Annotated in this window: 18 protein-coding genes; 4 read left to right on the top strand and 14 right to left on the bottom strand. The window is 56.4% G+C overall.

Features of this window, described 5'->3' with window-relative positions:
• Window positions 1-103: 103 nt before the first annotated feature.
• The 11 genes from ACFFLD_RS05120 to ffh all read right to left on the bottom strand — a co-directional run bounded on the left by ACFFLD_RS05120 (window position 104) and on the right by ffh (window position 11,171).
• Window positions 104-721, bottom strand: coding sequence for a YitT family protein (locus tag ACFFLD_RS05120; protein WP_386037539.1), 618 nt, complete (start codon window positions 719-721; stop codon window positions 104-106).
• A 44-nt stretch (window positions 722-765) separates the two neighbouring features.
• A complete protein-coding gene (locus ACFFLD_RS05115) occupies window positions 766-2,562 on the bottom strand; it encodes a single-stranded-DNA-specific exonuclease RecJ (protein ID WP_386037536.1) in 1,797 nt (598 codons plus the stop codon).
• A gap of 15 nt (window positions 2,563-2,577) precedes the next feature.
• Window positions 2,578-3,972 carry a threonine synthase gene (gene thrC / locus ACFFLD_RS05110; RefSeq protein ID WP_386037532.1) on the bottom strand — a complete coding sequence of 465 codons (1,395 nt, stop codon included), beginning with the start codon at window positions 3,970-3,972 and terminating at the stop codon, window positions 2,578-2,580.
• Window positions 3,973-3,978: 6 nt separating this feature from the next.
• Window positions 3,979-5,295, bottom strand: a complete 1,317-nt coding sequence (locus ACFFLD_RS05105) for a homoserine dehydrogenase (RefSeq protein ID WP_386037529.1) — start codon at window positions 5,293-5,295, stop codon at window positions 3,979-3,981.
• A 142-nt stretch (window positions 5,296-5,437) separates the two neighbouring features.
• Complete coding sequence (locus ACFFLD_RS05100; RefSeq protein ID WP_386037526.1) at window positions 5,438-6,190, bottom strand: DsbC family protein; 753 nt, start codon at window positions 6,188-6,190, stop codon at window positions 5,438-5,440.
• A 4-nt stretch (window positions 6,191-6,194) separates the two neighbouring features.
• The gene (gene xerD, locus ACFFLD_RS05095) at window positions 6,195-7,076 is read right to left on the bottom strand and encodes a site-specific tyrosine recombinase XerD (RefSeq protein ID WP_386037523.1); all 882 of its coding nucleotides are present in this window, start codon (window positions 7,074-7,076) and stop codon (window positions 6,195-6,197) included.
• Window positions 7,077-7,260: 184 nt separating this feature from the next.
• Window positions 7,261-7,617, bottom strand: coding sequence for a 50S ribosomal protein L19 (gene rplS, locus ACFFLD_RS05090; protein ID WP_027957738.1), 357 nt, complete (start codon window positions 7,615-7,617; stop codon window positions 7,261-7,263).
• Window positions 7,618-7,801: 184 nt separating this feature from the next.
• The gene (gene trmD / locus ACFFLD_RS05085) at window positions 7,802-8,578 is read right to left on the bottom strand and encodes a tRNA (guanosine(37)-N1)-methyltransferase TrmD (protein ID WP_386040379.1); all 777 of its coding nucleotides are present in this window, start codon (window positions 8,576-8,578) and stop codon (window positions 7,802-7,804) included.
• An 80-nt stretch (window positions 8,579-8,658) separates the two neighbouring features.
• Window positions 8,659-9,204 (bottom strand): ribosome maturation factor RimM, encoded by a 546-nt coding sequence (gene rimM / locus ACFFLD_RS05080; protein ID WP_386037519.1) that lies wholly within the window; start codon window positions 9,202-9,204, stop codon window positions 8,659-8,661.
• 45 nt (window positions 9,205-9,249) lie between these two features.
• Window positions 9,250-9,498, bottom strand: a complete 249-nt coding sequence (gene rpsP, locus ACFFLD_RS05075; protein WP_386037516.1) for a 30S ribosomal protein S16 — start codon at window positions 9,496-9,498, stop codon at window positions 9,250-9,252.
• Between the two features lie 239 nt (window positions 9,499-9,737).
• Window positions 9,738-11,171: a signal recognition particle protein gene (gene ffh, locus ACFFLD_RS05070; protein WP_386037513.1), complete on the bottom strand. Its 1,434-nt coding sequence runs from the start codon at window positions 11,169-11,171 to the stop codon at window positions 9,738-9,740.
• A gap of 276 nt (window positions 11,172-11,447) precedes the next feature.
• On the opposite strand from ffh, the gene ACFFLD_RS05065 reads away from it, so the two are divergent.
• Together ACFFLD_RS05065 and ACFFLD_RS05060 are read left to right on the top strand one after the other, a co-directional pair.
• Window positions 11,448-12,245: a cytochrome C assembly family protein gene (locus ACFFLD_RS05065; RefSeq protein ID WP_386037510.1), complete on the top strand. Its 798-nt coding sequence runs from the start codon at window positions 11,448-11,450 to the stop codon at window positions 12,243-12,245.
• Between the two features lie 124 nt (window positions 12,246-12,369).
• The gene (locus ACFFLD_RS05060) at window positions 12,370-13,644 is read left to right on the top strand and encodes an HlyC/CorC family transporter (RefSeq protein ID WP_386037507.1); all 1,275 of its coding nucleotides are present in this window, start codon (window positions 12,370-12,372) and stop codon (window positions 13,642-13,644) included.
• Between the two features lie 38 nt (window positions 13,645-13,682).
• On the opposite strand, the gene ACFFLD_RS05055 is transcribed toward ACFFLD_RS05060, so the two are convergent.
• Together ACFFLD_RS05055 and ACFFLD_RS05050 are read right to left on the bottom strand one after the other, a co-directional pair.
• The gene (locus ACFFLD_RS05055) at window positions 13,683-14,291 is read right to left on the bottom strand and encodes a 1-acyl-sn-glycerol-3-phosphate acyltransferase (protein ID WP_386040377.1); all 609 of its coding nucleotides are present in this window, start codon (window positions 14,289-14,291) and stop codon (window positions 13,683-13,685) included.
• Window positions 14,292-14,344: 53 nt separating this feature from the next.
• Window positions 14,345-14,959 (bottom strand): TetR/AcrR family transcriptional regulator, encoded by a 615-nt coding sequence (locus tag ACFFLD_RS05050; RefSeq protein WP_386037504.1) that lies wholly within the window; start codon window positions 14,957-14,959, stop codon window positions 14,345-14,347.
• A 192-nt stretch (window positions 14,960-15,151) separates the two neighbouring features.
• Between ACFFLD_RS05050 and ACFFLD_RS05045 the strand changes: the two genes are divergently transcribed.
• Together ACFFLD_RS05045 and ACFFLD_RS05040 are read left to right on the top strand one after the other, a co-directional pair.
• A complete protein-coding gene (locus tag ACFFLD_RS05045; RefSeq protein WP_386037501.1) occupies window positions 15,152-15,838 on the top strand; it encodes an SOS response-associated peptidase in 687 nt (228 codons plus the stop codon).
• Window positions 15,838-18,696: an insulinase family protein gene (locus tag ACFFLD_RS05040; RefSeq protein WP_386037499.1), complete on the top strand. Its 2,859-nt coding sequence runs from the start codon at window positions 15,838-15,840 to the stop codon at window positions 18,694-18,696. The genes ACFFLD_RS05045 and ACFFLD_RS05040 overlap by 1 nt, the downstream gene beginning before the upstream one ends.
• A gap of 30 nt (window positions 18,697-18,726) precedes the next feature.
• Here ACFFLD_RS05040 and sbcB read toward each other — a convergent pair whose 3' ends face one another.
• The gene (sbcB, locus tag ACFFLD_RS05035) at window positions 18,727-20,220 is read right to left on the bottom strand and encodes an exodeoxyribonuclease I (RefSeq protein WP_386037496.1); all 1,494 of its coding nucleotides are present in this window, start codon (window positions 20,218-20,220) and stop codon (window positions 18,727-18,729) included.
• Between the last annotated feature and the right edge of the window lie 84 nt (window positions 20,221-20,304).

The raw sequence follows: 20,304 nt of genomic DNA, 5'->3' as shown, positions 1-20,304 counted from the left end.
AAGGCAAGGCAAGGCAAAAATCGGTAAAAAGACGGAGTTTACGGGTTGTAAATGAGTACTTTGAGCTGATTTTTAACACTGCATGGCCGAGCGCAGCCCGTTTTTAACTGACGCCGATATAGCGCCCTGGCTTATGGTTAAGGGCAATTATCAGGTTAAGGGTCAGCGCACCCAGCACCGAGTAACCTACTCGATCCAGCGGTAGCTGGGTTAGCGCTGTCAGCAGAATGACGCCATCAATCGCCAGTTGCACATAGCCTGCGCGCAGGCCGTGTTTATCCTGAAGATAGAGCGCGAGAATATTGATACCGCCCAGACTGGTGCGATGCCGAAACAGCATCAGCATGCCAATCCCCATCAGCGCCCCGCCCATTAAGGCGGCATAAAGCGAAGGTACGTTTTCAAACTGGACCCACCCCTGGGTGAGTTCAGAAAACAGCGACACCAGCCCAATGGCCGTAAAGGTGCGCAAGGTAAAACTCCAGCCCATCCGCTTAATGGCCAAGTAGTAAAACGGCAGATTGATGGCAAAAAACCATAGCCCAAACCCCCACTGCGTCACGTAAGTAAGCAGTAGCGCTAACCCCGCCGTGCTGCCGGTCAGCAGCATCGCATGAGTGTAAAAGGTTACTCCCAGCGCGACAAAGAAGGTGCCCAACAGCATTGCCATGACATCTTCATAGGGGCGATGTTGGTCCTTGGGTAAATCTTCCACACGCATGGGAATGTCCTTAGTTGTTTTTTTAAAGCTATGAACAAGATGATTTAGATGGGGCTAGCATGCTCGACCATCAGCTGCAGTGATTCGCGGCCGCGCCAGCGGTTACGATTAAGCTTGTAGGCGCAGTGGAGCGTATCGCCTACGCTAAATCCCGGTAGCTCACCCGGCGTCAAGGCGCGAAACCAGATCGCCTTGCAGGTGACGGGGCCAGTAGAAAGCTCCAACATCAGGTGCGAGCCTTCGGCCCCCACCGGACGCAGCGCTTCAACAATAAAGCGCCCCTCAAACAACGGTGGATCAAACTCCCGACCATAGGGGCCCAGCGCGTCAATCTCCGTCAAAGTGGTGAGCGACAGTTGCGCCGTGGAAAGCTCCCCGTCGGTCCAGAGCCGGGGGTAAAGCACTCGCCCTTCCAACTGCTCACCCACCGCCTGTAAGAAGGCTGCTTTAAAGGCATCCAACTGATCGCGGGGCACGCCCACACCCGCCGCACCACTATGGCCACCAAAGCGCGGTAGCGCTTGGGGCGCTAGTTCAAACGTGCGCTGTAGGGCATCGCGCAGATGCAGCCCGTCGATTGAGCGCCCCGACCCCGTCAGCATGCCCGGCGCGGCGGCTTGGGTAAGCACGAGCGACGGGCGACCATAGGCTTGCACCAGGCGGGAGGCCACAATTCCCTGCACACCGGGGTGCCCGTCTTCCAGCAGCACGACCACGGCGGGTTCGTCGGCACTCAAGGCACTCGCTGCCAGAGTTCTTGCCTCAGCGGCCATATCGGCCTCGATGGCTTTGCGGGACTGATTGTCCTGATCGAGTACATCAAGCTGACGATTAGCGATGCCATCGGTCTCAGCGAGCATGAAGTGCAGCGCCGCGTAGGGGTCGTCTAGCCGTGATCGGGCGTTAATCCGCGGCCCCATCTGAAAGGCCAGCGTTTCGGCATTAAACGGGACGCTGTCTGCACCCAAGCGCGTCGCCATCGCCCGCCAGCACGCCGCATCCATGCGATTAATCAGCGTCAAGCCGTGATTGACGACGGCGCGGTTGGCAGGACTACCGCCGAGGGAAACACAGTCGGCCACGGTGCCTAACGCAACATAGGAGAGCCACGGCGACAGCTTGGGCGTCGATGCGGGCAGCGCGCCCCACTCAATCAGCACACCCCGGGCAAGCGACATCATAAGCCATGCCACCATACAGCCCGCGATCGTTTTATCCGGGTAAGCACAGTCCGAACGCGTAGGGTTGACACACGCATAGGCAGAGGGCGGCGGCCCCTCGATAGGCAGCGCGTGATGGTCGCTGACCACCACATCAATACCTGCCGCTTTCAAGCGTGCAATACGCGGCTCATCGGAGCTGCCGCAATCGGCGGTAATCACCAGGGTAGGAAACGGCTTTAGAGACAAGGTGCGCTCGACCAGCGGCAGGCTAATGCCGTAGCCGTCGTGAATACGGTGGCCAATCAAGCTATGCAGCTTATCTTCCGACACCCCGAACAACTCCACCAACGTGCGCCGAATTACGACGTGCGAGGTAATGCCATCCACGTCGTAGTCGGTGAGGATGCCAATCGCTTCGCCTTCGGCTACCGCCTGGGCGATACGCTCGGCGGCACGCTGCCCATCGGTGAGCTTTTCCGGATGGGCCAAGTAGCGCAGGCTAGGGTTAATTAACGGCAGTAGCTCTCCGCTGTAGCCGGGCAAGCGAGAGGCCAGCAGCCGCGCCTGCAGCTCGCTTAGACCTTCAGCCTGGGCGCGCGCATAAAGCGCCTCGTCCACAGGACGAGGCTCTAAGCGCGGCTGCGTGGCGCTGTGCGACATGGGACTCTCTGACGTCATCAATGACTCATATTTCTAAGGCTCACGCCGGTGTTGCGCAACATACTGCTGCACAGCGGCAAGCTCAGCGGGAAGCACGGTGTAGCGTTCTTCGCGCTCTATCAAGTCTTCCATATGCGGGGGCAGCGGCACCCCGGGGAAGCCCGCTTTAACAACAGCTTCAGCGAACTTGGCCGGATGCGCCGTCGCCAGGGTAATCATCGGCGTTGAATGATCTGCGCGAGCGCGCTCGGCGGCACGGTAGCCAGTGGCCGTATGTGGGTCGAGCATTTCACCGGTGCGCTTATGCGCCTCGCGGATCACTTCCAGAATGGTCGTGTCGTCCACGCTGTAGCTTGTGAACTTCTCGCGCAGCTTGGCAAGCGGTGCATCGGCAAGGGCAGTAGGCTCTTGCTGAAAGCGTTCAAGTAGCGCGGCTACAGCAGCACCGTCACGGTCATAAGCATCAAACAACAGCCGCTCGAAATTAGACGACACCACGATATCCATGGAGGGCGCCAGCGTCGCCGATAGCTCCTTTTTAGAGAAGTCGTTGTCAGCCAGCGTGCGGTGAAGAATATCGTTGGCATTGGTGGCGATGATGAACTGCTTCACCGGTAGGCCCATCTTAAACGCCATATAGCCTGCAAAGACGTTACCAAAGTTGGCCGACGGCACGCAGAAGCTTACTTCGCGGTGCGGCGCGCCCAGCGCGACGCCAGAAGCGATGTAGTAAACAATCTGCGCCATAATGCGCGCCCAGTTGATAGAGTTCACTGCTACCAGGCGGGTGCCGTTAAGGAACGACTGGTCGGCAAAACTGGCTTTGACCATTGCCTGGGCGTCATCAAAATTACCCTCGATGGCAATATTAAACACGTTATTGGCCAGCACCGAGGTCATTTGCCGACGCTGCACTTCCGAGACCCGCTGGTGCGGATGAAGAATAAAAATATCCAGGTTGTCGCAGTGACGACAACCCTCAATAGCAGCGGATCCGGTATCGCCTGAAGTCGCACCCATGATCACCGCGCGCTCGCCGCGCTTTTTCAGGAAGTGATCCAGCAGCCGCCCCAACAGCTGAAGCGCTACGTCTTTAAACGCCAGCGTCGGGCCATGAAACTGTTCAAGCAGGAAATGATTGGCATCCAGCTGCTTGAGCGGCACCACGGCATCGTGATTAAAGGTCGCATAGGCCTCGGTGACGATGTTTTGGAACGTCGCGTCATCAATCTCGCCATTTACAAACGGCTTCATGACCCGAAAGGCGATCTCTGCGTAGGAGAGTCCTGCCATCTCAGCCAGTTCTTCGCGGGTGAACTCAGGCAGCGTCTCGGGCACATAGAGCCCGCCGTCGCTGGCCATACCGGTGAGCACCACTTCTTCAAAGGAAAGCGCGGGCGCCTGCCCACGCGTGCTGATATAGCGCATATTGGGTTACTCCCCTTCGCTCAGGCTTTCCACACGAATACGCGTGACGGGCCCGGCGATATCGGCCATGGCTTCAATTTCACGGATCGCTTCGTTCATCTGCTTCTCTTTGGTGCGGTGAGTCAGCAGAATGATCGGCACCAGCTCGCCTTCAGTGGCCTCTTTTTGAATCAGTGCCTCGATAGAGATGCCCTGCTCGGCCAGGATGGTCGCCACCCGTGCCAGCACACCGGGACGGTCCACAGCCAGCAGGCGCAGGTAGTAGGCCGTGGTGATATCTTCCATCGGCATGATAGGCAACTGGCTGACGTCATCATCGATACCGCTAAAGGCCAGATAGGGAACCCGGTAGTGGTGATCGGTGGAGATATCGCGCGCCACGTCGAGCAAGTCGGCCACCACCGCGGAGGCAGTTGGCTCGGCACCAGCACCGGCACCGTAGTAAAGCGTGGGTCCAACGGCGTCACCCATCACAGCGATCGCGTTTTTGACGCCGTGCACATTCGCCAGCAGACGCTCTTTGGGAATCAGCGTGGGGTGAACGCGCAGTTCCAGGCCATGATCGGTCCGCTTGGAAATACCCAGGTGCTTGATCACATAACCAAGGTTGTCAGCCTGCTCGACATCTTCGGCGGTAATCCGTGAAATACCTTCGGTGAAGGCTTTTTCAAACTGAAGCGGCACACCGTAGGCGATCGACGCCAGGATGGTCAGTTTGTGGGCAGCATCAATCCCTTCCACATCGAAGGTGGGATCTGATTCGGCATAGCCCAGCGCCTGGGCTTCTGCGAGCACATCTTCAAACGCGCGACCTTCGTCACGCATATGGGTAAGAATATAGTTGCCGGTGCCGTTGATAATGCCCGCTACCCACTCAATGCGGTTGGCTCCCAAGCCTTCGCGCAGTGACTTGATAACCGGGATACCGCCAGCCACAGCGGCTTCAAACGCTACGATAACGCCCTTTTCATGGGCAGCCTTGAAGATTTCGTTACCGTGGACAGCGATCAGCGCTTTGTTGGCGGTAACGACGTGCTTGCCATTGGCAATGGCAGTCAGCACCAGTTCACGCGCGACATCGTACCCACCCACCAGCTCCACGAGCACATCGACATTAGGGTTAGTGGCGACCTCAAAGACATCTGAGGTGGCATTGATACCGGTAATATCGCAGTCAGGATGAATACTGCGGTGAGCCACCTGCTCAATCACAATAGGACGGCCAGCGCGACGGGCAATATCGTCGGCGTTGCGGGTCAATACGTTGAAAGTGCCGCCACCAACAGTGCCTAAACCACAAATACCTACTCTTACCGGTTTCAAAATACGTCCCCTTTCATGTCATGCACCTGGTGGTGCTCAGCTCAAATTCAATCGTCAAGGCGGTATTAAGCACTCTTTCAAATGCGCTTAATACAGTATCTCAGCGTTGTGTGCCGCCTAACTCACGCGGCGATTGCTTATTTCAGTCGTCGTTCAAGCCTAACATGGCGGAGAGCCGCTCTGGAGGCACAAATCCTGGTACTAGCTGCCCATTAGGCAAAATAATTGCTGGCGTACCCTGCACGCCCAAGGCTTGCCCCAAAGCATACTGCCCTGCCACCGGGTTGTCGCAGTCTGCTGCGCTCGAAATAGGCTTGCCTTCTTTGGCTAGGGTCATCGCTTCGCTACGGTTATCCGAGCACCACACCTGTTGTAGTGTATCGGCAGCGCCGCTGCCCATGCCGGCACGCGGAAAGGCCAAATAGTGAACGGCGATGCCACGCTCATTTAGCTCGGGGATCGTGTCATGTAGACGCGCGCAGTAGGGGCAGGTGGGGTCAGTGAACACCACAACCGTTGCGTTGGGCTCCGCTGCTCCGCGGAATATGACCCGCTCGTTTTCCGGCACTGCCGCCAACGCATCGGCACGCTCCTGGTTCTGGGCCTGTTCGGTGAGGTTAACCAGCCCACCCGGGGCATTTTCATACAGGTCGCCCACCAGGAAGTGGCTGCCCTCAGCATTCGAATAAAACGACTCACCACTTTCTAACCGTACGTGGTAGACACCCTGCATAGGCGTTTCAGTAATTTCGTCCACCGGCATCGACTGGCCATTGACGCTTAATGTTTCAGCCAGACGTTCAGTCACTGCATCAGCTTGAGCAACGGCAGGCAGCAGGCTGGTCGCTAACAGCAACGTTACTAGAGAAAAAGGAGCTAGGCGTTGTCGCATCATTCATTCAACCTCGTGGGTGATGTTCAGCATGCAGGCGTTCCAAGCGCGCTTGGGCCACATGGGTATAAATTTGGGTCGTCGATAAATCACTATGACCCAACAGCAGTTGTACGACTCTTAAATTGGCCCCATGATTCAATAAATGGGTAGCAAATGCATGACGAAGCGTGTGCGGTGACAGCGGACGGGTAATCCCTGCCGTGATGGCATGGACTTTAATACGGTGCCAAAACGTTTGCCGAGTCATGGCTTTATCGCCCCGCCCCGGAAACAACGCCGGGCGCGTTGGATCACTCATAAGCGCTGGTCGAGCCGTCTGCATGTAGTGGGCTAACCAATCGGCCGCCTCCTCGCCCATCGGCACCAGCCGGTCTTTATCGCCTTTACCACGCACCCGCACCACATTTTGACTCAGGTTTACCGCATCTCCCGTCAGCCCGACCAGTTCAGACACCCGCAGGCCGCAGGCGTAAAGCAGCTCCAGCATGGCACGGTCGCGGACACCCAGCGCGGTCTGAGTATCGGGCGCTAACAGCAGTCGCTCGACCTCGTCCTCATCCAGCGTATTAGGCAAGCCGGGGATGACGCGCGGCAGTTTAATATCGGTAAGAGGATCGCTGGCGACCTGCTGGTTCAAACGCCCCCAGCGGTAAAAACTCCGCAGAGACGACAGCAACCGAGCGTTACTGCGCAGTTGATAGCCCTGCTCGCGGCGGCTGTCCAGCCACTCGCTTAACCGCTCCGGCGAGGGGGCCAACAGGGTTTCAGCATGGCTTTCTAAATGATGTTGCCAAGCCGACAAATCACGCCGATAGGCAGCTAACGTATGATCGCTGGCGCCCTGTTCAAGCCATAGGGCATCCAAGAAAGCATCAATAACGCTCATACGTTAGCCGTCTCCTGAGGACCTTGATAACGCGATTGCGCTTATCACGTGTCGATTGATCGACAGGCATTTAAACACTCTGTGCCTGGACAAACAAAACCCCGTCCCGCAAAGCGGTGACGGGGTCTTGGTATCCAGGCGCGACGCCTATCAAAAAACGCGCGCGCCTGCGAAAAAGAGGCGCTTAGGCCAGCTTTTCCTTGATACGTGCAGAACGACCGCTGCGCTCGCGCAGGTAGTAAAGCTTGGCTTGACGCACATCACCGCGACGCTTGACTTCAATAGAGTCAACCAGCGGGCTGTAGGTCTGGAAGGTACGCTCAACGCCAACACCGTGAGAAATTTTACGTACGGTGAACGCGGAGTTCAGGCCACGGTTACGCTTACCGATGACCACACCTTCAAACGCCTGCAGACGCTCGCGGGTGCCTTCTTTTACTTTTACCTGCACGACAATGGTGTCGCCGGGGGCAAACGGAGGAATTTCTTTGCCCATTTGCTCAGATTCGATCGCCTGGATCACTTTGCTTTTGCTGCTCATCATCATACTCCTGAATAACGTGTTGGCTTAACCGCTCAATCATGGGTGGCGGAAGCCGTGATCCCGGCGCTCGAAACGAGCTACGCGGGAGTCGTTATGGGTGACACAGGTACGTAGTAAGCTAAGGTCTACAACTACCCGCTTTATCCGCCCTGCACCGCCGCCCTGGCCTACTTTGTTTTGGCTACGTCGTTTGAGTAGCCAACGTGGACAGAGCGTGTTCCTCGATAAACTCGTTTAACAGCTTGCGCTGTTCGGCATCTAATGTTCGTCCTTCCAGCAAATCAGGACGACGTTGCCATGTACGGCCCAGTGACTGCTTTAACCGCCAGCGCTTGATGGCGGCATGATTACCGCTTAACAGCACTTCAGGCACCTGGCGCCCATCGATCACTTCTGGACGGGTATAGTGCGGGCAGTCTAACAGGCCGTCATTAAACGAGTCTTCGACAGCGGAATCCTGATGGCCCAATACACCGGGGATCAGCCTTGCCGCTGCATCAATCAGCACCATTGCTGGCAGCTCACCACCACTCAGCACATAGTCGCCAATTGACCACTCTTCATCGATATCACTTTCCACCACGCGCTCATCAATGCCTTCATAGCGCCCAGCCACAACCACTAATGGTCCGGCGCTGGCCAATGCTTGAACGCCCTGCTGATCCAGCTTGCGCCCTTGAGGCGACAGGTAGATCACCGTCGGCACCAGGCCAGTGGCCTGTTGTGCCCGTTCACGGGCGGCAAAGATCGCTGCACGCAGTGTGTCGACTTTCATCAACATGCCGGGACCGCCTCCATAGGGGCGATCATCGACGCTGCGGTGGCGGTCAGTGGCGTAATCACGCGGATTCCAGAATTCCAGGGTAATACGCTGTTTCTCAACGGCTCGCCCGACCACGCCCTGTTGCGTTAGCGCATCGAACATATCAGGAAACAACGACACTACACCGATCCACATTGCTGGACCAATCTCCATCGCTGGCGCCCTTGTGCCGTTGCCCACTTCCGGCTCTGATGAGTCGGTAGAGACCTCATTACTCAAAATTCAGAATCCCAATTGACGACCATGCGGCCCTCTTCAGGACGAATTTCGATAATGACGTCATCTGGCAAAAACGGCAGCAGCCGCTCACGCGTATCGATTGAATCGGCATCGCCGCGCACCACCATGACATCGTTGGCGCCGGTTTCAAACAGGTAGCTTACCTGTCCTAGCCGCTCGCCAGCCTGAGTGAAGACCGTCATGCCTTCAAGCTCATGCCAATAATACTCATCGTCAGCAAGCTCAGGTAGCGCTTCTTTGGGCATCAGAATGTCCGTTTGGGCTAATGCTTCCGCCGCACTCCGGTCATCGACCCCTTTCAGTTGCACCACAATCCCTTTGCCCTGACGACGTCCCTGAACAATGCTGATACGTCTCAGGCTCTCGCCTTGACGTATCCACCACTCCGGGTACTCGAGAATGCTTTCCATGGGGCTAGTGTAGGAATACACCTTGAGCCAACCTTTCACCCCATAAGGGCTAGTCAGTTTGCCTAGCACCACATGCGTGTCGTCAGTTGGGCTTATTTCAAAACGCGTCATTGACGACCTCAACGTACCGCAATCCAGAGTCTACCGTTAACAGGCTTACGCCTGTTTACGTGCTTCTTTAACCAGCTCAGCAACACGACCAGACAGCTGGGCGCCTTGGCTCTGCCAGTGAGTAACACGCTCAAGATCAACGCGCAGACGCTCTTCCTGACCACGGGCAACCGGGTTGAAGAAGCCTAGACGCTCGATGAAACGACCATCACGGGCATTGCGCGAGTCAGTGACGGTCAGGTGATAAAAGGGACGCTTCTTGGCGCCACCACGGGCCAAACGAATGGTAACCATACGATAACTATCCTTCGGTTGAGGTTACGAGAGTGTATTAACAGCGCTAACCGCTATCAGAGTACTCTTCGTGCTATATAAAGGCCTTCATTGAGAGGCGCTACCATCGTATTTTACGAGTATCGACGCAACGCCCACGCATGAAGAGGCCGCATTCTACGCAAATGCGCCCTGCTTGGAAAGCCTGACAGCCAGAAAACTCATAAGCCGTCAACCTCACCCAGCAAGCGACTGCTCAGTTAGCGGCGCGGAAGCCCACCGGGGCCGCCCATACCGCCCATGCCTCCAGGGCCGCCCATTCCACCGGGACCGCCTGGGCCACCGCCGCCGCCGCCCATCATGCCTGACATGCCGCGCATCATTTTCTGCATACCGCCTTTCTGACCCGCTTTCTTCATCATCTTCTGCATCTGCTTATGCTGTTTGAGCAGACGGTTCAGATCAGGTACCTGCAGACCAGCACCCGCCGCGATACGCCGCTTGCGTGAGCCGTTGATAAGATCGGGCTTGCGGCGCTCTTTGGGCGTCATGGAATTAATCAACGCTTCCAGCTTGCCCAGCTCCTTCTCAGGGCCGGGGCCTTGAGCCATTTCCGCCATTTGCCCCATGCCGGGCAATTTACCTAGCAGACCGCCCATACCGCCCATTTTCTTGAGCTGCTGAAGCTGATCGCGAAAGTCTTCCAGATCAAAGCCGTCGCCCTTCTTGACCTTTTTGGCCAACTGCTCGGCTTTGGACTTGTCAACGGTGCGCTCGGCTTCCTCGATCAGCGACAACATGTCGCCCATACCCAAGATACGCGACGCTACCCGGTCGGGATGGAAAGGCTCAAGCGCGTCGACTTTCTCACCAACCCCCATAAACTTGATGGGTTTGCCGGTAATATGACGCACCGAAAGCGCCGCACCACCACGGGCGTCACCATCGGCCTTGGTCAGGATCACCCCGGTCAGCGGCAAGGCTTCGCTAAACGCCTTAGCCGTGTTCGCGGCATCTTGGCCCGTCATCGCATCGACGACGAAGAGGGTTTCCTGTGGTGAGACCGCTTTATGCAGCGCCTGAATTTCCGCCATCATGGTGTCATCGATCGCTAAACGACCCGCGGTATCGATAAGCACAACGTCATGAAACTGGATTTTGGCGTGTTTAATAGCCGCTTCAGCAATGGCCACCGGCTGCTGGTCAGAGCGCGAGGGGAAGAAATCCACCTCGACCTCTTTGGCCAGGGTTTCAAGCTGGTCAATGGCCGCCGGGCGATAAACGTCGGCAGACACCACCAGTACTTTCTTCTTCTCGCGCTCGCGCAGGTAGCGCGCCAGCTTGGCTACCGAGGTGGTTTTACCCGCCCCCTGGAGACCGGCCATCAATACAACAGCGGGGGAGCCTTTGAGGACAAAGCCATCGTTGGCTTCGCCCATGATCGCCTCAAGCTCCTGCTGAACGATCTTGACGAACTGCTGGCCTGGCGACAGGCTTTTAGAGACTTCCTGCCCGACTGCGCGCTCACGCACGCGCTCGATAAACGCCTTGATAACCGGCAGGGCAACGTCGGCCTCCAGCAGTGCACGGCGCACTTCACGCAAGGTGTCTTTAATATTGTCATCGGTCAGGCGGGCCTGACCCTTAATCGACTTTAGCGTCTGAGAAAGACGCTCGCTAAGATTCTGAAACATGGGGCCTCTCTGCCTCCGTCACTGCCGTCGGCGCGTACGCCCTGGACTGATGTGACGTGATTATACGCGCTCACGCCCTGAGTCTCCATGGGTCGCATCAGCGACACCTGACACACGGCCACTCGCCTCAATGCGAATAGCCCATACGGTTAGCTCTCCGTGGCTGTGCGACGCGGTCTGGATTGGTTATAGTAGCGACATTAGTTATCTTTGTAATAACGTATAACGTGATCAATTTCTTTACAGCAACGCGCTGCAAGGCGCACGGATAGCATCATGCAGGCGCTCCCTTTCGCCACGATTGCTTTTGTTCTTTATGTTGCCGCTGCCATTTGGCAGGGCATGACTCTGTTCCGTCGGGTACCGCCCCGCCAAGGCATGGTACGTCTGCTCGCCTCGCTAGGACTACTGCTGCAGATTCCTGTGGTAGTCGAACTCATTGGGCAATCTCCTGGCTTGCTGCCAGGTTTTACCACCAGCGCCACGCTATTCATGGCGGTCGCAGTGAACGTAGTGCTGGTCGCCAGCCTGTTCAAACCGGTGTTAAACGCGGGTATTGCGCTGTTTCCGCTGGCCGGCATTACGCTGATCTCCGCGACCTGGTTACCTAACCAGGGTAGCCATACTGGCTTGACGCTCGGCATTTTACTGCATGCGATCAGCTCCGCGCTGGCGTTTGCCGTCCTGGCAATCGCCGCGGCTCAAGCCGTGCTGGTCGGCCTGCAGAACCAAGCCCTGCGGCATCACCATATTCGCGGCATAGTGCAGTCATTACCACCACTAACCACCATGGAGCGGGTGCTTTTTGAGCTGGTCTGGGCAGGCATTATTTTACTAACGCTCTCAATCGTGAGCGGACTTATTTTTCTCGACAACTTCTTTGCTCAACACTTAGCGCACAAAACGGTGTTATCACTGCTGGCCTGGGTGATTTTTACCACACTTCTCATTGGGCGCTATCGCTTTGGCTGGCGCGGCATGCGTGCAGTGCGCTGGACACTGGGAGGTTGCGGCCTTCTTGTGCTGGCCTATTTCGGCAGCAAGTTCGTACTTGAAATATTACTTAACAGATAAATAAACAGACAGATAACGAGTGGCCTAGCCGCTAACGGGACAGCACCGCGCCTTTGGTTGTCTTGACACAACACCCGCGACCTTTTACAAATCGAGCCTAATACGCCACAAAGGACTTTTCGACTTGAGCGACGACTTCCCCCTGGGGTTACTGTTCGGCCTGCTAGCCTTACTGATACTACTTTCCGCGTTTTTCTCCAGCTCCGAAACCGGCATGATGTCGATCAATCGCTACCGTTTGAGCCATCAAGCGAACAGTGGTGATCGTCGCGCCAAGCGAGTTATGCGCCTGCTTACTCGCCCAGACCGATTGATTGGCGTCATCCTGATCGGCAATAACTTCGTTAACAACCTGGCGGCATCCATTGCCACTATCATTGCCATTCACTTTTTTGGCGACGTATCGGGGCCGGCGATATCCACCGCCCTGCTAACCATCACCATTCTTATTTTTGCCGAAGTCACGCCTAAAACCTACGCTGCCATCAAGCCCGAACGCATTGCCTATCCCACGTCCTATGCGCTAGAGCCGCTGTTAAAACTTCTTTATCCGCTGGTATGGCTAGTGAACGTAATGTCCAACGGCTTGCTTCGATTGGTGGGCGTTAAAAGTGTCGACAGCGGTGGCGACAGCCTGACCCGCGATGAGCTGCGCACGGTCGTACACGAAGCTGGCACACTGATCCCTTATCGTCACCGCGCCATGCTACTGTCGATCCTCGATCTTGAGAATGTCACGGTGAACGATATTATGGTGCCGCGTCATGAGGTATTGGGGATTGATCTGGACGACTCACTAGAAGATATTTTGACCCAGATTCGTACCAGCCAGCACACCCGTCTGCCCGTTTATAAAGGCGACATCAACAATATTATCGGCATGCTGCACTTACGCAACGCGGCCCGGTTTCTCTCCCGCGATGAGGTGACCAAAGCCTCGATTGTTCAAGAAGCCCGTGAGCCCTACTTTATTCCTGAATCAACTCCGCTACACACGCAACTGCTCAACTTTCAAAAGCAGAAGCGGCGTATCGGCATCGTGGTGGATGAGTACGGTGATGTAGATGGGCTGGTAACGCTTGAGGATATTCTGGAAGAGATCGTGGGTGAGTTCACTACCGACGTTTCAGAAGATGAAGAGATTCATCGCCAGGACGACGGCAGCCATGTGATTGAAGGTACTGCCAATATTCGTGAGATTAACAAGATGCTTGGCTGGCAGCTGCCTACCGATGGCCCTAAAACCCTCAACGGACTCATTCTTGAGCACCTTGAGGCATTCCCAGAAGGCCCTGCGTGTTTGCAGATTGGCAATATGCGCATGGAGATATTAGAGATCCGCGACAACCTCATCACCTCAGCCCGCTGCTGGCAAAAAGTGCGCGCACCACGCCGCTAGGCATCTAACTATCCAATTAATGTGGCATTAAGCGTTAACTAGTGGCGGCTGGCGAGATCCTGTTCAGCCGCTGCCTTTAGCGCCCTCACCCGTGCTTCCAGAAACCGACGTAGCGCCATATCATCAGCATCAAGGCGACTTAACGGCGGACCGAAGTGCAAGCTCACCGGCGCCCGAAAGCGGCGTGGCCACTTCTTCAACGCCTTTCCCCCGTAGTGGGACGTCCACGAGCCCCATAAACCGGCTAACCCAGCGGGGATAATAGGTACATCGTCGCGCGCCAGAATAGTCTCCAGCCCGCGCCGGAAAGCGTGTATATCACCATCGGGAGTTAACCTTCCCTCGGGGAATACCATCACTACCTGACCTTCGCGCAACGCAGCACTCACGTCATCCAACGTACGCCTCAACGCGCCAGGGCTGCGCCGCTCTGACTCAATAGGGATGGCGCCAACCAATTGAAACCACCATTTTAGCCACGGTGAATCAAAAATGGGTTGATCCATCACAAAGCGAAGGGGCCGGTGACTGGCACCGCCAAGCACGAGGGCATCCATAAAGCTTACGTGGTTACACACCACCAGCGCCGCGCCATGTCTGGGAATATGCTGACCACCATGCACCTTCAGCCGATAGCAAAGATGCATGGAGACAAAAATAAGCCAGCGCAGCACTTGGCGAACCGCTTGAACCCCGCCTTTCACGTCACTGACCCGCGATGGCGCAAGCCTGCCAAAATGGTACTCATCAATTGATCCAGCAGCTCCTCTACTTTTAATTGCTGCCCTTGCCAGTAGCCTAAACGCTCATTAAGCCCAAGCTGTACCAGCCCATGCACACTGCCCCATAGGGTGCGACCCAAACGGCGGGCTTCGAGATCATCCAGCGCAGGCTGATAGGATTTCAGTGAGGCCTCGACTTGCGTGAAAAGCGCTTCAATCAAATCGCTTTGGCGCTGATCAAGTTCGCCTTCCTGGGCCAAGGGGTAATCGAAAAGCAGTTGCCAGCGGTAACAATCCTGCTCAGCGAATAGCCAGTAGGCCCTAGCCAAGGCACGCAGCCACGGCTCAGGATCATCATCCTCCAAGCTAGTAATGGTGTGCTGTAAGCGCGCCAACGTTTCCACATTGACGTGCTGTAATAAATTATTGAAGCTGCCATATAACTTAAGCAGCGTACTGGGGGCACAACCGACCTCCCTGGCCAGCGCACGCAGTGAAAGACCATGGACTGGCTGCTTAGCCAACCATTCATCACAAGCGTGCATGACCTGCGAATGGAGGGCATCGGGCGCATGCTGTCTAGGACGGGCCATGGCGGTCTCTTAAGGTCAACGGCAAACAAGCAAGAATGCCTTACTGCACTTTAGCGGGAGCAAGGGGTAATATAGGATACCTTACATCGAACACTGTTTTCGACACTAAAACGCTACATTTCGTGCTTTATTGTACGAAATCACCCGCCGTTCAGGGTCGATTGCGCGATGATTTTACTTTAGGAGATAAGCATGACGGGGCGACTGCATGTGCAAAACTTACCGTTGACCCGCTTAGTGCCGACGCTTAAGACACTGGAACCGCTAGTAGAGTCGCCTAACTTGGCACCGCGACAACCGGTGTCGGCGATTCGACTTGAGCAAGGAGAATATCGGCTCTCCTCGCTTTTTTGGGGCCTCACGCCCCCCTGGCTAGAGGTACTGGATCATGCGCCCCACTGCGCACGCGCTGAAACCCTTGAGTCACGGGCGATGTTTCGCGATGCCTTCAATGCACGCCGCTGTGTTATTCCGGTTAGCGGGTTTTATGTTTGGAAAACCCAACCGCGCAGTAAACAGCCCTATTTAGTGACGCACGTATCAAGAGCACCACTGTTACTGGGTGCGTTATGGTGTCGCTACCACACCACATTAACGACCTTCAACGATTCCGCGGCCCTTATCACGGTGCCCGCGAATGTATTGTTATCCTCATTAACCGACCGTTTACCGGTTATCATCCCACCCCATGCGCTAGCCGCCTGGCTCAATCCAGACACCGATTCCGACACGCTTAATTCGCTATTAACCCCAGCGCCTTTGGAACTGTTGGGCGCTTTTCCGGTATCAAGACAGGTCAACCATCCCGCCTACCAGTCATCGTCTTGTGCCCACCCCACAGGGTCGATGCTGCGCTGGGCCGTGTCACAGGAGCTCTAATGTTGCTATCCCTTTGCTCAACACGCTGGCGTCGCTTGCCCCACTACGCGCTGATTGGGGGGCTCACCGCTACGCTGGCGCCGCTCGCGCTAGCCGCTGACGATAATGCCGTAGCCGATGCTGTCACCCCGATCACCAGCCCATTTGATAGCCGCGACTATCGCGTTTTGACGCTTGAAAACGGCCTTGATGTGTTGCTTGTTAGCGACGCCGAAGCTGACAAGGCAGCGGCGTCCATGAACGTGCGCGTAGGTAGCGCCCAGGATCCGGACGACCTTCAGGGGCTCGCGCACTTTCTTGAACACATGCTGTTTTTAGGCACTGAGCCTTACCCTGAGTCCGATGCTTACCAGCGCTATATTTCCAACAATGCCGGCTCCCACAACGCGTTTACTGCCCAGCAAGATACCAACTACTTTTTTGATATTGAGCCAGAGGCGCTGCCTGGCGCGCTGGATCGCTTCAGCGAGTTTTTCCTTTCTCCCCTGTTCAATGCGGACCATCTGGAGAGTGAACGCAATATCGTTCACTCCGAGTATATGGCGCGTATTCGGGACGAATCACGACGCGAAAACGACGTTATCAATCAAATACTCAATCCCGACAATCCCACCACCGGTTTTGCGGTAGGCAGCCGTGAAACGCTAGCCAGCCCGCCCGAGGGCGAGGCAACGCTACGCGAACGGGTCATTGAGTTTTATCATCAGCATTACGACGCTAACGTCATGAACCTGGTGGTGGTCGCCCCGCAGCCGCTTGATCAATTGGAGACGTGGGTAGCGGAACGCTTTGCCGACATTCCTGATCGTGGCCTAAGCATACCGAGCATTGACACCCCCTTGGTGGAGCCCGATACGCTTCCCCGTTATATCGCGCGTCAATCACTGCAGGATCGCCGTCAGCTAACGTTCTACTTCCCGGTGCCCGACCCCACCGATGACTACCGCACCAAGCCGGCGCAGCTGATCGCTCACCTACTGGGCAATGAAAGCGAAGGCAGCCTGCTCGCCGTACTGCGCGATGCGGGCCTGGCTGACGGGCTTTCCGCAGGGGTGGGGCGTGGCGATGGCAATGATGCGTTATTCACTATCAACATCAGCCTGACACCGGATGGCGCCGAGCGCCTGGACGCTATTGAAGCCACGCTATTTGCCGCCATTGAGCAGTTGCGCAACGATGGGCTAGCCGATTGGCGCTACCAGGAGCAGGCGAAACTCAGCGAACAAAGTTTCCGCTTCCAGCAGCATGGCGCTCCTCAGCAGGAAGCGACACGTCTAGCCATGAACCTGTCGCGCTACCCTGTGGAAGATGTGCAGTATGCGCCTTACCGTATGCAGGGCCCCGACACGGAGCGCCAGCAGACCTACCTGAACGCGCTAACGCCAGACAATTTACTGCGCGTCTACTCGGGACCAGAAGTAGAAAGCGACACCGTATCTCCGTGGTTCAACACCCAATGGCAAGAACAAGCGCCCACATCGCCTGGCCAAGCGTTAGCCGGTTTGGAGCTCCCCGGCCCCAATCCCTTTATCGCTAGCGACTTGACGCTGCTGGAAGGCCAGGATGAGCAGCCTTCGCTTATTCTCGACACGCCAACGTTTACCGCGTGGCACATGCAGGAATCGCGTTTTGACACCCCAAGCGTTGAGTGGCGCGTCAGCCTGCAAAACCCAACCGCCAGCTACTCCGCAGAAGAGGCGGTGCTCACCCGAATGCTTGCCAGTTGGCTTAACGATAGCCTTAGCGAATCGCTTTATCCCGCACGACTGGCCGGCCAAGGCTTGAGTGCTTATCCCCACGCTCGCGGGATCACGCTGGCGTTCTCGGGCTGGCGTGATGGCCAAACCCCGCTTATTGAACAAACACTGGAACAGCTTAACACCGCCCCGATTACCGATAGCGCCTTTGAGCGCGTGCGTTATCAGCTGCAGCGCGAGTGGCGTAATGCCCCTCAAGGGTCGCTCTATGGCCAAGCCAGTCGCACCTTGGGTGAAGCCTTACTCACCCCCCAGTGGTCGAGTGCTGAACTGTTGGCTGCCAGTGACCGATTCAATCGCGGTCATTTGGAAGATTTTCGCGAGCGTTTTCTAGAGGCGCTGTATGTAGATGCCATGGCGATCGGCAATCTCGATAATGAACAGGCGCACGAACAGGCACAGTTGATACGCGCCAAGCTGCATCCGCGCCTGACCCGCGACGCGCTAACCAATTTAACCACGCTGACCGTTAGTGAAGAGCATCAAGTGCTGCACCCTCATAGCTTTCGGGATGAGTCGCTGGTGTTGCGCTACCTTCAAGGTCGCGACCAGACAGCCGAAGAGCAAGCCACCACCGCTGTCATCGCCCGCTGGCTGGAGACACCGTTCTATCAACAGCTACGCACCGAGCAGCAGTTAGGCTATATCGTCAACGCGGGCTACTCGCCACTACTTGAGGCGCCGGGCATTGCCCTTATGGTGCAGTCACCCGACGTTGACAGTGAGACCATTGCGGAGCGGATGGATGCATTTCTTGAAGAGAGCAGTCAGCGACTGGAGCAGCTAGACGAGGAGGCATTAGCCCCCTATCGTCAGGCGGTACACGATCAACTGCGCCAGCGCGATACTAGCCTGACGGGCGTGATTAATCGCTACTGGCAGGCAACCGCATTGGAAGAGGTGAACTTTGAGCGTCGCGAGCAACTGGCCAAGCTGGCGCTCGACGTCAGCCTGGAAGATATTAATGCCCTATGGCCAGCGCTGCGCGAGCACACGTTAGACATACACTTTGATCCAGGCGTTGAGCCAAGCGATGTCAGCGATTACCGTGAAGCACGCTCGCCGCTGCCTCACGCGCGAGATGAGCAAGCCACTCGTTAACACCGCCACATAGTACCCAGTGATATCGGCTCAGGCGTCAAACGCCTGGGCCGGCATCATGGCTTCCACAAACATCACCAACTCTTCCAGAATCTGCCGGTCGCGATCACTCAGGGTTTGTTGGTTGTACTGTTCAATTTCCCGCGCAAATCCCTTTAACGTAAAGCCCGCCAGAGCGGGGTCATTGATGCGCATCCAGCGATAGGCTTCCCATTGCTCACGCTCTTCGCCTTCCAACGTGTCAGGATAGCTACGCGCCCGAAAGCGAAACAGCATCTCTTCTAAGCGTGAATCTTGAAATGCAAACCGCTCGCCCACCAGATCCCATGGTTCCATCGCCCGCACACGCTCCATTTGCTGGCGGTCTGCCGCGGAGAAGAAGCTGCCAGAGTAGAGCATTAAATCGGGGTCTTGAGGCTCATCCTGATAGCCTGCACTAAATACCGTGGCCACCTTGTCGGCAATGCCACTGGCATCACGGAGTTTTTTCCAGTGCTGGCGGCAGGCCTGAACATCCAACCCTAACCGCTCAACAATCGTGCCGTACTCACCCTGACGAGGCCCCTCCACGTCTTTTACAGCACTCGCGGGGAAGACCACCGGACAACGGTTGATATGAATGACCTTCAGCGGAATACGTGCCTCGCCTTCCGCTAAATCCTGCTGACTGACGAAGACACGCTCACGGATCTGCTCTGCTGACATGCTCAGCAAATCGCTGGGATCAACGCTTAAATCGTAAACGATCACGCCATTGGGATTGGTCGGATGCTCAGCCAACGGCATAACCAAGGCACTACAGCCACGGCTGGCGGGGTAACGCCGGGAAATGTGCAGCAGCGGTTTGGCCCCCGGCAGGTCAAGCTGCTTGGCCACCTCGCGCTTACCGCGCAGACCAAGCAAATAATTAAACAGCTTGGCGTTACGTGCTTTGAGTAAACGCGCCAACGCGATGGTAGCGCGCACATCGGCTACCGCATCATGCGCGCCCTCATGAGCAATGCCGTTCGCAGCGGTTAAGTGCTCAAGTTTAAAACTGGGGGTGCCATCGTCACGCAGCGGCCACTCAATACCCGTGGGCCGCAGCGCATAAAAAGCGCGTACGATATCGATTAAATCCCAGCGGGAGTTGCCGTTTTGCCACTCGCGGGCATAAGGGTCAAGCAGGTTACGGTAAAACAGATGGCGCGTGACTTCGTCATCAAACCGCAGACTGTTATAGCCCACCACGCAGGTGCCTGGCTCGCTCATATGGCGCTGAATCTCACCGGCGAACTGCGCTTCGGGGAGACCATGGCGCTGGGCTTTTTGAGGGGTAATGCCGGTAATCAAGCAGGCGGCAGGATGAGGCAGATAATCATCGGCCGGCTTGCAGTAGAGCTCAATAGGCTCGCCAATCTCATTTAAATCAGCATCGGTTCGCAGCGCTGCAAACTGAGCGGGCCGATCTCGACGCGGATCAGCCCCGAAGGTTTCATAGTCATGCCAGAGAAAACTGACAGGGGCAGCATTGGGTGGCGCCATCAATAAGCACTCCGCTGAGCAATGAAAAGCCCAAGCCTAGCACACCCGCCACCCCTTTCGTCCCGTCTTCAGCTTTTGAACTTA

Origin of the sequence: Vreelandella sulfidaeris (genome assembly GCF_042429665.1) — a bacterium.
Classification (GTDB): domain Bacteria; phylum Pseudomonadota; class Gammaproteobacteria; order Pseudomonadales; family Halomonadaceae; genus Vreelandella.
This window is presented reverse-complemented; position numbering and strand designations above follow the sequence as displayed.

Bases quoted from the DNA above. Each gene is read 5' to 3' on its own strand.
- ACFFLD_RS05045 (WP_386037501.1), top strand. From the start codon at position 15,152: ATGACGGGGCGACTGCATGTGCAAAACTTACCGTTGACCCGCTTAGTG.
- ffh (WP_386037513.1), bottom strand. From the start codon at position 11,171: ATGTTTCAGAATCTTAGCGAGCGTCTTTCTCAGACGCTAAAGTCGATT.
- xerD (WP_386037523.1), bottom strand. From the start codon at position 7,076: ATGAGCGTTATTGATGCTTTCTTGGATGCCCTATGGCTTGAACAGGGC.
- ACFFLD_RS05115 (WP_386037536.1), bottom strand. From the start codon at position 2,562: ATGACGTCAGAGAGTCCCATGTCGCACAGCGCCACGCAGCCGCGCTTA.
- sbcB (WP_386037496.1), bottom strand. From the start codon at position 20,220: ATGGCGCCACCCAATGCTGCCCCTGTCAGTTTTCTCTGGCATGACTAT.
- trmD (WP_386040379.1), bottom strand. From the start codon at position 8,578: ATGTGGATCGGTGTAGTGTCGTTGTTTCCTGATATGTTCGATGCGCTA.
- rpsP (WP_386037516.1), bottom strand. From the start codon at position 9,498: ATGGTTACCATTCGTTTGGCCCGTGGTGGCGCCAAGAAGCGTCCCTTT.
- rimM (WP_386037519.1), bottom strand. From the start codon at position 9,204: ATGACGCGTTTTGAAATAAGCCCAACTGACGACACGCATGTGGTGCTA.
- ACFFLD_RS05100 (WP_386037526.1), bottom strand. From the start codon at position 6,190: ATGATGCGACAACGCCTAGCTCCTTTTTCTCTAGTAACGTTGCTGTTA.
- rplS (WP_027957738.1), bottom strand. From the start codon at position 7,617: ATGAGCAGCAAAAGCAAAGTGATCCAGGCGATCGAATCTGAGCAAATG.
- ACFFLD_RS05050 (WP_386037504.1), bottom strand. From the start codon at position 14,959: ATGGCCCGTCCTAGACAGCATGCGCCCGATGCCCTCCATTCGCAGGTC.
- thrC (WP_386037532.1), bottom strand. From the start codon at position 3,972: ATGCGCTATATCAGCACGCGTGGGCAGGCGCCCGCGCTTTCCTTTGAA.
- ACFFLD_RS05120 (WP_386037539.1), bottom strand. From the start codon at position 721: ATGCGTGTGGAAGATTTACCCAAGGACCAACATCGCCCCTATGAAGAT.
- ACFFLD_RS05065 (WP_386037510.1), top strand. From the start codon at position 11,448: ATGCAGGCGCTCCCTTTCGCCACGATTGCTTTTGTTCTTTATGTTGCC.
- ACFFLD_RS05055 (WP_386040377.1), bottom strand. From the start codon at position 14,291: ATGCATCTTTGCTATCGGCTGAAGGTGCATGGTGGTCAGCATATTCCC.
- ACFFLD_RS05040 (WP_386037499.1), top strand. From the start codon at position 15,838: ATGTTGCTATCCCTTTGCTCAACACGCTGGCGTCGCTTGCCCCACTAC.